At 73.2% G+C, this 13,346-nt stretch carries 5 protein-coding genes; 4 read left to right on the top strand and 1 reads right to left on the bottom strand.

Annotation, left to right across the window (positions count from 1 at the left end):
- Positions 1-57: 57 nt before the first annotated feature.
- Complete coding sequence (locus tag MWU57_RS13560) at positions 58-1,164, bottom strand: aquaporin (RefSeq protein WP_106267106.1); 1,107 nt, start codon at positions 1,162-1,164, stop codon at positions 58-60.
- Positions 1,165-1,402: 238 nt separating this feature from the next.
- Between MWU57_RS13560 and MWU57_RS13555 the strand changes: the two genes are divergently transcribed.
- From MWU57_RS13555 to chvE, 4 genes are all read left to right on the top strand, one after another.
- Positions 1,403-2,389 carry a malate dehydrogenase gene (locus MWU57_RS13555; RefSeq protein ID WP_246909729.1) on the top strand — a complete coding sequence of 329 codons (987 nt, stop codon included), beginning with the start codon at positions 1,403-1,405 and terminating at the stop codon, positions 2,387-2,389.
- A 70-nt stretch (positions 2,390-2,459) separates the two neighbouring features.
- Positions 2,460-6,029 (top strand): ABC transporter ATP-binding protein, encoded by a 3,570-nt coding sequence (locus tag MWU57_RS13550; protein ID WP_246909726.1) that lies wholly within the window; start codon positions 2,460-2,462, stop codon positions 6,027-6,029.
- 69 nt (positions 6,030-6,098) lie between these two features.
- Positions 6,099-11,903, top strand: a complete 5,805-nt coding sequence (pulA, locus tag MWU57_RS13545) for a pullulanase-type alpha-1,6-glucosidase (RefSeq protein WP_246909723.1) — start codon at positions 6,099-6,101, stop codon at positions 11,901-11,903.
- Between the two features lie 254 nt (positions 11,904-12,157).
- Positions 12,158-13,318, top strand: a complete 1,161-nt coding sequence (gene chvE / locus MWU57_RS13540) for a multiple monosaccharide ABC transporter substrate-binding protein (RefSeq protein ID WP_246909720.1) — start codon at positions 12,158-12,160, stop codon at positions 13,316-13,318.
- The last annotated feature ends 28 nt before the right edge of the window (positions 13,319-13,346 follow it).

Genomic DNA, 13,346 nt, shown 5'->3' with positions numbered 1-13,346 from the left:
CGTCAGCCCTCGCGGCGACGCTCGGAGCGCCGCCGCGAGGGACGAGCAGGGACCGGGTCAGGGCCGGGTCGGGGGCTTCGGCTCGTCGCCGGTCTCCGACGCGTCGACGGGGGTCGTCGAGTCGGTGGTCTCGGTGCCGGCGGTCGCGGGGTCGGAGGTCTCGGCGACGGTGGTCTCCGCGGCGACCGGCTGCCCGGTCTCGTCGGCGACGACCTCCGTCTCCTCGACGACCTCCGTCTCGGCCACCGTCGTCACGGCGGCGTCGTCGGCCACCGCCTTGGCGGCGGCCACCTCGGCGACCTCCTCCAGCGTGCCCTCGGGCGGGTAGGTCGCCGTGCCCGGCTGCTCCTCCCAGCCGTCCGCCGGCGTGAGGGCCGGCATCGGGGCGAACGCCCGGGCGAAGAGCGCGGCCAGGGCCGCACCGGCCAGCGGCGCGACGAAGAACAGCCAGAGCTGCGGGCCGACGCCGCCGTCGCCCCAGGCGTCGGGGGAGATGACGGAGGCGAGCGAGCGGGCCGGGTTGAACGACGTGTTCGTGACGGGCCACGAGACGATGTGCAGCGCCGCGAGGGTCAGGCCGATCACCACGGGGGCGTAGGCCACCTTGGCGCGGGCGTTCGTCACCGCGAGGATGACGCCCACGAACACCACGGCGATGAGGACCTCGACGATCGCGGCGGTCGCGAGGTCGAACGTCGACTGCCCCTGGGTGAGCGTGAACAGCGGCGAGTGGTCGCCGTACCCGTTGGCGGTGGCGGCCAGGACCTCGCCCTTCGACGTGGAGCCGACCAACGCCGGGAAGGAGCCCGGGATGATGAGCAGGAGCAGCGCACCGCAGGCGGCGGCGCCGACGAGCTGCGCCAGCCAGTAGGGGGCGAGGTCGGCCCAGCTCGACCGGCCGGCGAGCGTGAGGCCGAACGTCACCGCGGGGTTGAAGTGGCCGCCCGAGATGTGGCCGAGGCCGGCGATCACCGCGATGAGGGCGATGCCACCGGCGAGCGCCACCGGGATGATCTGGCCACCGTTGAGGGCGTTGAACGTCGCCGTGCCGACGATGCCGAGCACGAGGACGAAGGTGCCGAACGCCTCGACGCACATCCGGGTGAAGAGTCGTGGCACCGGGGCGGCCTCGAGGTCGGTCTGTGTCGCGGTTGCCTGGGACATGGAGGTCCTTTGCTGGTCGTCGGGTGAAGGTCTCGTCGCGCCCTGCGGGCGCGGCGGCGATGCTGGCACCGGTTCCTGTGAGCCCCCTGAGCCTTCCGACTCCCCGAGTCCCAGGTCACAGCGCGGTCCCTCGGGGGCACGCTACCGGCTCGCGCCCTCGGCGGCAGCCCATCGCGCCGACGGGGACCGGACGAGCCAGGGGGTGACGGCACGGGCCAGGTGCGCCAGAGTAGGGGCCATGACGACACCTGTGAACGTGACCGTGACCGGTGCCGCCGGCCAGATCGGGTACGCGCTGCTCTTCCGGATCGCGTCGGGCGCGATGCTCGGCCCGGACACCCCGGTGCGGCTCCGGCTCCTCGAGATCCCGCAGGCCGTGCGGGCCGCCGAGGGCACGGCGATGGAGCTCGACGACTGCGCGTTCCCGCTGCTGGCGGGCATCGACATCCACGACGACCCGGCGCAGGGGTTCGCCGGGACGAACATCGCCCTGCTCGTGGGTGCGCGTCCCCGCGGGCCGGGCATGGAGCGCGCCGACCTGCTGGAGGCCAACGGCGGCATCTTCGGCCCGCAGGGCAAGGCCATCAACGACGGCGCGGCCGACGACGTCCGCGTCCTCGTCGTCGGCAACCCGGCGAACACCAACGCGCTCATCGCCGCGGCGCACGCTCCCGACGTGCCGGCCGAGCGGTTCACCGCGATGACGCGGCTGGACCACAACCGTGCGCTCTCCCAGGTCGCCGCCCGTGCCGGTGTGCCGGTCGCCGACGTCCGGCGCCTCACGATCTGGGGCAACCACTCCGCGACGCAGTACCCGGACCTGTTCCACGCCGACGTCGCCGGCACGCCCGGCGGGACCCTGACGGCCGACACGGCGTGGCTCACGGACGAGTTCATCCCGACGGTGGCCAAGCGCGGCGCGGCGATCATCGACGCCCGCGGCGCGTCGTCGGCGGCCTCGGCCGCCAACGCCGCGATCGAGCACACGCGCGACTGGGTCCTGGGCACCCCCGAGGGCGACTGGACCAGCGCCGGCGTGGTGTCGACGGGCGAGTACGGCGTGCCGGAGGGGCTCGTGTGCTCGTTCCCCGTGACGTCGTCGGGCGGCGACTGGCAGGTGGTGGAAGGTCTCGAGATCGACGCGTTCTCCCGCGAGCGCATCGACGCCAGCGTGGCGGAGCTGACGGCGGAGCGGGACGCCGTGCGGAGCCTCGGCCTGGTCTGACCCGCCGGACGGCGGCCCGGGCGCGGAAAAGGCGTCGAGATCCGTCGGCCCGGCGACCTAGTCTCGGGAGGTGATCGACGCGACCACCTCAGCACCGCCGATACCGGACGTCCCGGTCCCGGCCGACGACCCGTCACGCCGGCTGGACTGGCGGCGGCTGCGCAGCCCGGTCTCCACGGCGGCCGTCGTCGCCCTGACCCTGGGTGCGGTCGGTACCGCCGTCGGGACGGTCGTGGCCGGCGAGCTCGCCGCGTCGCCGGGGACCACCGGCGTCGTGCTGCTCGCCCTCTGCCTGGTGGGCGGCGCGCTGCTCGACGCCGCGGGTCAGGTCGCCTGGGCCGGTGTCGTGGACCGGGCCGAGGGTCGCCTGCGCGGCGACCTGCTCAGCGCCGCGCTGCACCAGCCGATCGAGGTCCTCGGCGAGCAGGCGGTGGGCGAGGTGCTGGACCGGGTCGACGACGACACGCACGCCGTCGGCGCGCTCGCCCGCCGCCAGCTGTGGAGCATGGGTCGCACCGTGGTCGGGGTGGTGCCGATCTGGGTGGTGGCCGGGGTCACGTGGTGGCCCGCCTTCTTCCTGTTCCCGGTGCTCGGGGTGGGCACGTGGTGGACGGTGCGGTCGCTCCTGGGGGAGATCGCGCGCCGCAAGGTGGTCGAGGAGCGGGCCTGGACGGACGACGCCGCCGTCCTGGAGGAGGGCGTCGCAGCGCGCGACGACCTGCGGACCGCGGGTGGTCAGGCCTTCGCGCTGCGCCGGCTGGCCGAGATGTCCGCCGTCGTGCACGGGGCGCTGCTGAACGTGGTGCGGGTGGAGACACGGATGATGGCCCGGGTCGGTGTGCTGCTGCACGCGCTGCTCGCCGGTGTCGTGGTGTCGGGCGTGGCGCTCGCCGTCGCGGGCGACATGTCCGTCGAGCGGCTCGTCACCCTGTTCCTCGTCACCTCGCTGTTCGTCGGGCAGATCGACCGGCTGGCGCAGCACCTGCCCGACCTCCAGGAGGGGCTCGGCGCGGTGGTGCGCATCCGCCAGCTCCTGGACACGGAGCCGGAGCCGGTGGGCGGGCTCCCGCTGCCGGAGCGGCCGCTCGAGATCGAGGTGCGGGACCTGGACTTCGCCTACACCGAGGGCACGTTCGCGCTGCGAGGCGTCTCGCTGTCGGTGCCGGCGGGGCAGACGGTGGCCTTCGTGGGACGCACCGGGTCGGGCAAGACGACGCTCGCGTCGCTGCTGTCCCGTGCCGTCGAACCGCCCCGGGACGCGGTGTTCCTCGGTGGCGTGGACGTCCGTGACGCCGACCTGCAGCAGCTGCGAGCCGGGATCGGGGTGGTCACGCAGCGCACCGAGATCGTCGCCGGGACGCTCGCGGAGAACATCGCCCTGTTCGCCGACCTGCCGCGTCGCGACGTCGAGGAGGCCGTGGTCGAGCTCGGCCTGACCGAGTGGGTGGCCGGTCTGTCCGACGGCCTCGATACCCTCCTGGGTCCGGGCGGGACGTCGCTGTCCGCGGGCGAGGAGCAGCTCGTGGCGTTCGCGCGGCTCCTGGTCCGGGACGTCCGCGTCGTCGTGCTCGACGAGGCCACAGCACGGATGGACCCGCACACCGAGGCGCGCGTGGTCGCGGCGGCCGACCGCCTCCTGACCGGGCGGACCGGCGTCGTCGTCGCGCACCGGCTCGGCACCGTGGAGCGCGCGGACCGTGTGGTGGTGCTGGACCACGGCCGCGTCGTGCAGCAGGGCCCGCGGGCGGAGCTCGCCGAGCAGGAAGGCGCGTTCCGGGACCTGCTGCTGGCGAGCCGCACCGGCGGGGACGACGTCCTCGACGGTCCCGCACCGCGCGCGGCGCACGACGTCGACGACGGCGACACGACCGCCGCGCGCCCCGGGGGGATCGGCGCCCGCCGGCGGACGGGGGAGCCGCCCGTGCTCGACGAGCCGGGCCACGGTCCGAGCCTGACCCGGAGCGTCCTGCACGCGCTGGTGACCAAGCCTCGCTGGGGCGCCGGCGGCGCCGTGCTGTTCCTGCTGGCGAGCTTGTTCGCCGCCCAGGGGGCGCTCGCCGGGTTCCTGTGGGGCCGCTCCGTCGAGTCGTTGGCGGAGGGCAGTGAACCGTGGCTCCTGACCGGGCTGCTCGCGGTGATGCTGATCGTGGCGCCGCTGTGCCTGGCGCTGGCGGTGCGGCTGTACCCGTCGTGGTGGATCGAGCTGCTCCTGCGGGTGCGGGTGGCGGTGCTCGAGGGCCAGACGCGTCAGCGTCGGCTGCGGCGGACGCCGCCCGGCGAGGTGGTCGCCCGGGCCCTGGACGCCGACCGGTTCGTCCTCTACGTCGACCGGTGGGTCGACCTGCTCAACGGGTTCGTCGTCGTGCTGGTCACCTGGCTCGTGAGCGGCGAGGCGCTGGCCGGCGTGGTGCTGCTGGCGGTCATGGGGGTGACGGCGGTCAGTGCGCTGGCCGGCCGGCCGATCGCCGGGCGGACCGCCACGCGGTCGGCAGAGGCCCGGGCCGGCTTCGGGCGAGCCCTGGTCTCGGCGCTGGACGCCGCGCGCACCGTGAAGCTCGCCGCCCGCACCCCGGACGTGCACCGGCACCTGCGGCAGGTGGACGCGGGCCGCGTGGGGGCCGCGATCCGCGAGCACCGGGTGCAGGCGGTGCTGGACGGCATCCCGACGGTCATGGTGCAGGCCGGCGTGGTCGCGGCGTGGGCGCTGCTGCTCGCCGGGACCTGGGACCTGGCGACGACGCTGCTCGTCACCGCCGCCGTGGGCGGGTTCGCCTACTTCGGCGTCGTCGCGGGCGCGGTCATCACCGAGGCGCCGGGCACGCGGAGCTGGTTGCGCGCGACGTCGTCGTTCGCGGCGGGCGCGGACCTGACGCGGCTGCCGGCCGGCGTCGACCTGACGGCAGGGACGGCGCCGGCGCCGGCGCGGGTGCCGACGGGCACGGCGGTCGGTGCCGACCGGTTCGAGCGGCTCGCGCTGCGCGGGCTGGAGGCCGTGCACGACGACGGCACGATCGGTGTCACCGGGGTCGAGCTGGAGGTGCGGCGCGGCGAGCTGGTGCTGCTGCTCGGGCAGGTCGGGTCGGGCAAGTCCAGCCTGCTGTCCGCCCTGGCGGGCCTGATGGCGCACCGGGGCACGATCGCCTGGAACGAGACGGCGGTGACCGATCCCGAGGTGTTCCTGCGGCCGGGCCGGGTGGCCCACGTCGCCCAGGTGCCCCGGGTGCTGTCCGGGACGTTCACCGAGAACGTGCGCCTGGACCACGACCGGCAGGTGGCCGGACCGCTCGAGGCGGCACGCATGGGCGCCGACGTCGCGGACGCGGGAGGCCCGGACGCGCTGGTGGGGCACCGGGGCGTGCGGCTCTCGGGTGGTCAGGTGCAGCGGCTGGCCCTGGCGCGGGCTCTGGCGACGGACGCCGAGGTGCTCCTCGCGGACGACGTGTCGAGCGCCCTGGACGCCGCCACGGAGATCGAGCTGTGGGTGTCGCTCCGCGAGCGGGGTACCACGGTGATCGGCTCCACCTCGAAGCGGGCGGCGTTGGCCCGGGCCGATCGCGTCGTCGTGCTCACCGAGGGCCGGGTGGCCGCCGTGGGGCCCTGGCGCCAGCTGGCGGCGAGGTGGTCGCACCTGGCCGGGTGACGCTGAGGCCTTGCTGCAAGCGTTCTGCAAGGTTACAGTCAGGGCGGCCAGTCGACGAAGGAGTCCCTCATGCGCCCACCCCTGCGCCGCGGTGTCGCGGCGCTCGCCGCCACCGCCCTGCTCGCCACCACCGCCGCCGGAGTCGCCGTGGCGACCACGGCGGCCGCCGACGAGGAGCGCACCGCGACGCTCGTCGGCGACCTCCAGACGGCGCTCGGGTGCGCCGAGGACTGGGACCCGACCTGCGCGGCGACCACGCTGGAGCCCGCGGGCGACGGCACCTACACCGCCGAGTACGACCTGCCGGCCGGCAGCTACGAGTACAAGGTCGCCCTCGACGGCGCCTGGGACGAGGCCTACGGACGCGACGGCACCGACGCCGACGCCCCGCTCGTCCTCGGCGGTGACGCCCGCGTCCGGGTCACCTACGACGACGCGACGCACCGCACCGCCCTCACCCCGCTCGGTCTCGCCGGGGAGTACGACGACGCCGCGGACGGCGGGCTCGTGGTGCCGCCCGTGCGCCAGGCCGGGTCCGACGAGCGGTTCTACTTCGTCATGACCGACCGGTTCGCCAACGGCGACCCGTCGAACGACACCGGCGGGCTCGAGGGCGACCGGCTCGACCACGGGTTCGACCCGACGGACAAGGGCTTCTACCAGGGCGGCGACCTGGCCGGTCTGCACGAGAACCTCGACTACATCGAGGGGCTGGGCACGACGGCGATCTGGCTGACGCCGTCCTTCCTCAACCGCCCCGTGCAGGGCACGGGCGACGACGCCAGCGCCGGCTACCACGGGTACTGGATCACCGACTTCACGCAGATCGACCCGCACCTGGGCACCAACGCCGAGCTCGAGGCCCTCATCGCCGACGCCCACGAGCGCGGCATCAAGGTCTACTTCGACATCATCACCAACCACACGGCCGACGTGGTCGACTACGCCGAGGGCGAGTACTCCTACGTCGACCAGGCCACCTCGCCGTACACGGACGCCGACGGCCAGGTGTTCGACCCGGCCGACGTCGCGGGCACCGCCGACTTCCCCGCGCTCGACGCCGCGACGTCGTTCCCGTACACGCCCGTCGTCGCACCCCAGGACGCGGACGTCAAGGTCCCGGCCTGGCTCAACGACCCGACGCTCTACCACAACCGCGGCAACTCGACCTGGAGCGGGGAGTCGGTCACCTACGGCGACTTCGACGGGCTCGACGACCTGATGACCGAGCACCCGACGGTCGTGAACGGGTTCGTCGAGGTGTACCAGGGCTGGATCGACCTCGGCATCGACGGCTTCCGCATCGACACGGTCAAGCACGTGAACCCGGAGTTCTGGGAGACCTGGTCCGCCGAGGTCATGGACTACGCCCGCGCGCAGGGCAACGACGAGTTCTTCATGTTCGGCGAGGTGTACGACGCCGACGCGCGCCTGCTCTCGCCGTACGTGCGTGACACGGAGATGAGCTCGGTGCTGGACTTCGCCTTCCAGGCGTCGGCCACCAGCTTCGCGAGCGGCAACAGCGCCAAGGGTCTCGCGAGCCTCTTCGCGAGCGACGACCGGTACACCACCCCGGACACCTCGGCCGCGGCGCTGCCCACCTTCCTGGGCAACCACGACATGGGCCGCGTGGGCTTCATGCTCGCCAACACCGACGACCCGCTCGCCCGCGACGAGCTCGCCCACGAGCTGATGTACCTCACCCGTGGCCAGCCGGTCGTCTACTACGGCGACGAGCAGGGCTTCGCGGGCTCCGGCGGCGACAAGGACGCCCGCCAGACGCTCTTCGCCACGCAGGTGGACTCGTACGCGGACCAGCCGCTCGTCACCGGCGAGACCGCCGGCAGCCAGGACCGCTACGGGACCGACGCCCCGCTGTACGCGCACATCGCCGAGCTCGCCGCCCTGCGTGACGCGCACCCGGCCTTGGCGACCGGCGCGCAGGTCGAGCGTCACGTCGCCGACGGCGCGGGGGTCTACGCCTTCAGCCGCATCGACCGCGAGGAGAAGGTCGAGCACCTCGTCGCGCTGAACAACGCGGCGGAGGCGCGTGCGGCGACGTTCACGACCCTCACGCCGGGCGCCTCGTACGACGTGCTGCACGGCGACGCGAACCCCGTCACCGCGGACGCCGAGGGCACCGTGACGCTGGACGTCCCGGCGACCTCCGCCGTCGTCCTGGTCGCCGACCGCGCCGTGGGTGCCGACGCCGACGGCAGCATCGCCGTCGAGGTGCCGGCCGCCGGCGCCGCCGTGACCGGCACCGCGCCGGTCGCGGCGACCGTCGACGACGCGTGGGCCGAGACGTCCTTCGCCTGGCGCGAGGTCGGCACGGCCGAGTGGCAGCACCTCGGCACCGCCGAGGACACCACGCCGCGGGTCTTCCACGACGTCGACGACCTGCCCGAGGGCACCCTCGTGGAGTACCGTGCCGTGACCGTCGACGCCGACGGTGACCGGTCGGCCGCCTCGACGTTCGCCTCCGTCGGGGTCGACGTCTCGGGTGCCGTCGGCGACGTCGAGCCCGAGCCCGAGATCGACATGGTCACGGTGCCCGGCAGCCACAACAGCGAGATGGGCTGTGCGGGCGACTGGACGCCGGACTGCGAGGGAGCCCGGCTGACCGAGCGGGCCGACGGCGTCTGGTCCGGCACCTTCGACGTGCCGGCCGGGGAGTACGAGTACAAGGTCGCCCTCAACGGCTCGTGGGACGTGAACTACGGCGCAGGCGGTGTACAGGGCGGAGCCAACGCGACGTACACCCATGACGGCGGCGAGATCACCTTCTTCTGGGACCCGGCGAGCAAGGACTTCTCCTCGACGGCCCAGGGGCCGATCGTCACCCTCCCCGGTTCGTACCAGGACCAGGTGGGCTGCCCCGCGGCGTGGGCGCCGGACTGCCTCGCCACCTGGCTCAAGGACCCCGACGGCGACGGCACGTACACCTGGTCGACCGACGCGCTCGACGGCGGCGCCTACGAGACGAAGGTCGCCCACGGCCTGAGCTGGGCCGAGAACTACGGCGTCGGCGGAGCGCCGGACGGCGCCAACTACTCCTTCAGCGTCGGCGACGGTGAGACGGTCGAGTTCTCCTACGACCTCGCCACGCACGAGCTGACGATCGAGGTGGCGAACCCACCGCTCGCCGGCACGGGGCAGCAGGCGGCGCACTGGGTGCGCGGTGGCCTGCTGCTCGCGCCCGCCGACCTGGGCACGGGCGACGGGTGGACGCTGTGGACGGCCCCGTCCGGTGGCCTCGAGGTGACCGACGGCGCGGTGACCGGCCCGGACGGCGGCGACCTGCCGGACGGCGCGGCCTCGTACGCCCTGGAGGCGGGCGGTGACGCGCCCGACGACGTCGCCGCCGACTTCCCGGCGCTGGCGGGCCACGCGACGCTCGTGCCGACGTCGGACGGCGAACCGCTGGACCGCGAGACCGTCGAGGCGCTGCTGACGGGCCAGCTGCTGCTGACCCGTTCCGACGGTGACACGCTCACGGCCGCCACCGGCGTGCAGCTCCCCGGCGTGCTGGACGACCTGTACGCCGAAGCCGCCGCGAACCGTACATGGGGCACCGTCGTGCACCCGAACCGCAAGTGGGCGTCCTTCGCGCTCTGGGCACCCACGGCCCAGGACGTCGACCTGCTCGTCTGGCCGGAGGGCCGGGACCTGGACGCCGACCCCGACCGGTTCGACACCGCACGCCAGAGCGACGGGGCCTGGACACTCGACGGCAAGCGGGAGGACAAGAGGTACCCCTGGGTCGGCGCCCGATACCGGTTCGCCGTCGAGGTGTACGTCCCCGGCACCGGTCAGGTGGAGACGAACGTCGTCACGGACCCGTACTCCGTCGCCCTGACGCGGGACTCGACCCACTCGGTGGTGGTCTCGTTGGAGGACAAGCGCTGGCAGCCGAAGGTGTGGCGGACCACGCCGCAACCGGTCGTGGAACGCCCCGTCGACCAGACGATCTACGAGCTGCACGTGCGGGACTTCTCGATCGCGGACACCACCGTGCCCGCCGAGCGGCGCGGCACGTACCTGGCCTTCGCCGAGGACGGCTCGGACGGCATGACGCACCTGCGCGAGCTGGCCGCGGCCGGCATGACGACGGTGCACCTGCTGCCGACGTTCGACATCGCCACGATCCCCGAGGACCCGGCCGACCAGGAGACCACCGGCGACCTGAGCGGCTACGCGCCGGACTCCGAGGAGCAGCAGGCCGCGGTGGCCGAGGTGCAGGCCACCGACGCCTTCAACTGGGGCTACGACCCGTACCACTTCACGACGCCGGAGGGGTCGTACGCGGTCCGGGCCGACGGCGGGGCCCGGGTGGCGGAGTTCCGCACCATGGTGGGCTCGCTCCACGACTCCGGCCTCCAGGTGGTGCTCGACCAGGTGTTCAACCACACGGCGGCCAGCGGGCAGGACGCGAAGAGCGTGCTCGACCGGGTCGTGCCCGGCTACTACCACCGGCAGGACCCCACCACGGGGGCCGTGGAGACCAGCACGTGCTGCCAGAACGTCGCCACGGAGCACGCGATGGCCGAGCAGCTGATGGTGGACTCCGTGGTGACGTGGGCCCGCGACTACAAGGTCGACGGGTTCCGGTTCGACCTCATGGGCCACCACAGCCGGGAGAACATGCTCGCGGTGCGCGAGGCGCTGGACGAGCTCACCCCGGCGGAGGACGGCGTGGACGGCTCCGCGGTCTACCTCTACGGCGAGGGCTGGAACTTCGGGGAGGTCGCCGACGGCGCCCTGTTCGAGCAGGCCACGCAGGGCAACCTGGGTGGCACCGGGATCGGCACGTTCAGCGACCGGCTGCGCGACGCCGTGCACGGCGGGTCGCCCGTGGACGGCGCGTCCACCTTCACACAGGGCTTCGGCACCGGGCTGTTCACCGACCCGAACGGGCGCGAGGCGCGCACAGGTGAGCCCGGCACGGTGAACGACGGCGGGGACGATGAGGCGGCCGACCTCGGCCACCAGACCGACCTGGTGCGCCTCGGGCTCGCCGGCAACCTCCGGGACTTCTCGTTCGTGGCCTCCGACGGCGAGCCCACCCGGGGCGAGGACCTCGACTACCGCGGGTCGCCGGCGGGGTACGCCGACTCCCCGGAGGAGGTGGTCACCTACGTCGACGCGCACGACAACGAGACGCTCTTCGACCTGCTGGCGCTCAAGCTGCCGACCGAGACGTCGATGGCCGACCGGGTGCGCATGAACACCGTGTCCCTGGCCACCACGGCGCTGGCCCAGACGCCCTCGTTCTGGCACGCGGGCACGGACCTGCTGCGGTCGAAGTCCCTCGACCGGAACTCCTACGACTCGGGCGACTGGTTCAACGCCATCGACTGGTCGGGCCAGGACAACGGGTTCGCCCGCGGGCTGCCGATGGCCGCGGACAACGCCGAGAAGTGGCCCCTCATGGCGCCGCTGCTGGCCGACCCGGCGCTGAAGCCCGCACCGGCGGACATCGAGGTGGCGTCCGCGCAGGCGCGCGAGCTGCTGGCGCTGCGTGGGTCCACGGACCTGTTCCGGCTCGGGTCGGCGGAGCTCATCGAGCAGAAGGTGTCGTTCCCCGCGTCCGGTCCGGACGCCCTGCCGGGCGTGATCGCGATGTCGGTCGACGACACGGCCGGCAGCACCGACGTCGACCCGGCGCTGGACGGGCTGCTCACCGTGTTCAACGCCTCGCCGGAACCCGTGACGGTGACGCTGGACGAGCTCGCCGGTCGCGACTTCGCGCTGTCGCCGGTCCAGCGTGACGGGGCAGACGCCGTCGTGCGGGAGACCACCTGGGACGCGGTGACCGGGCAGGTCACGGTGCCGGCCCGGACGGTGGCGGTGCTGGAGGACCCGCAGGGCTGAACAGCACGAGCTCGCTCGGAAAGCCCGCACCTTGACTTCGCGCAACGAAGTCAAGGTGCGGGCTTTTGCTGGTGAATGCCCGAAGTGTCGCGTCGTATGTCGTGACCAGATCGTGATGCCCGCGCGTTGACTTCGAGACTCGAAGACAGGAAAGTTGTCCCCGGCCTCCTTCCGGAGGCTTCGGTCCGGCCCAACGGGCACTGGTGGTGAAGGTCGCCGCCGGAGGACCCTCGACGACGAGAAGGAGCGCGAGGATGCGACTCGGCAAGAAGATGGGCGTGGTCGCCGCGGGTGCGGCGCTGGCGCTCACCCTGACTGCGTGCGCGGGCGAAGGCGCGGGCAGCGACAGCGGCAGCGAGGACAACACCGAGGCTGCGGCCGACGGCGACCTCTCCGTGGGTGTGGCGATGCCCACCGAGACCTCGGAGCGGTGGATCGCCGACGGCGACGCCGTCAAGTCCGGCCTCGAGGAGGCCGGCTACTCCGTCGACCTGCAGTTCGCGGGCGACGACATCCCCACCCAGACCCAGCAGATCGACGCGATGATCACCGGTGGCGCCGACGCGCTCATCATCGCCGCGATCGACGGCACGGCCCTGACGAGCCAGCTCGAGGCCGCTGCCGCCGCGGACATCCCGGTCATCTCCTACGACCGCCTGATCCGTGACAGCGAGAACGTGGACTTCTACGTCTCGTTCGACAACTACAAGGTCGGCGTCGCCCAGGCGACCGCCCTGCTGTCCGGGCTCGGCCTGACGGACGAGGCCGGCGAGCCCACCGGTGAGGAGGGCCCGTTCAACGTCGAGCTCTTCGCCGGCTCGCTGGACGACAACAACGCGCACTTCTTCTGGGACGGCGCGATGGACACCCTCAAGCCGTTCATGGACGACGGTTCGCTCGTGGTCCCCTCGGGCCAGACGGACATCGACCAGGCCGCCACCCTGCGCTGGCAGCAGGAGACCGCCCAGAAGCGCATGGAGGACCTGCTCACCTCCACGTACAACGACGGCACCGAGCTGCACGGCGTGCTCTCGCCGTACGACGGCCTCTCCCGCGGCATCATCACGGCGCTCCAGGGCGTCGGCATGGGCCCGACGATGGAGGACGGCCTGCCGGTCGTCACCGGCCAGGACGCCGAGATCGCCTCGGTCAAGCTGATCCAGGACGACGTGCAGCAGTCCACGATCTTCAAGGACACGCGCAAGCTCGCCGACCAGGCCGTCGTCGCCACCGAGTCCTACCTCGCGGGCGAGGAGCCCGAGGCGAACGACACCGAGACCTACGACAACGGCGTGAAGGTCGTGCCGTCGTACCTGCTCGAGGTCGACACCGTCTACGCGGACAACATCACGGAGCTGCTGGTCGACAGCGGTTACTGGACCCAGGAAGAGATCGACGCCGGTCAGGCCGAGTGATCCGATCCTGACCACCGGGCCCGCCGCC

This window comes from Isoptericola sp. S6320L (assembly GCF_023015685.1).
GTDB classification, from domain to species: Bacteria; Actinomycetota; Actinomycetes; order Actinomycetales; family Cellulomonadaceae; genus Isoptericola; species Isoptericola halotolerans_A.
This window is presented reverse-complemented; position numbering and strand designations above follow the sequence as displayed.

Coding starts and splice junctions, on each gene's coding strand:
- MWU57_RS13560 (WP_106267106.1), bottom strand. CDS start 1,164: ATGTCCCAGGCAACCGCGACACAGACCGACCTCGAGGCCGCCCCGGTG.
- MWU57_RS13555 (WP_246909729.1), top strand. CDS start 1,403: ATGACGACACCTGTGAACGTGACCGTGACCGGTGCCGCCGGCCAGATC.
- chvE (WP_246909720.1), top strand. CDS start 12,158: ATGCGACTCGGCAAGAAGATGGGCGTGGTCGCCGCGGGTGCGGCGCTG.
- pulA (WP_246909723.1), top strand. CDS start 6,099: ATGCGCCCACCCCTGCGCCGCGGTGTCGCGGCGCTCGCCGCCACCGCC.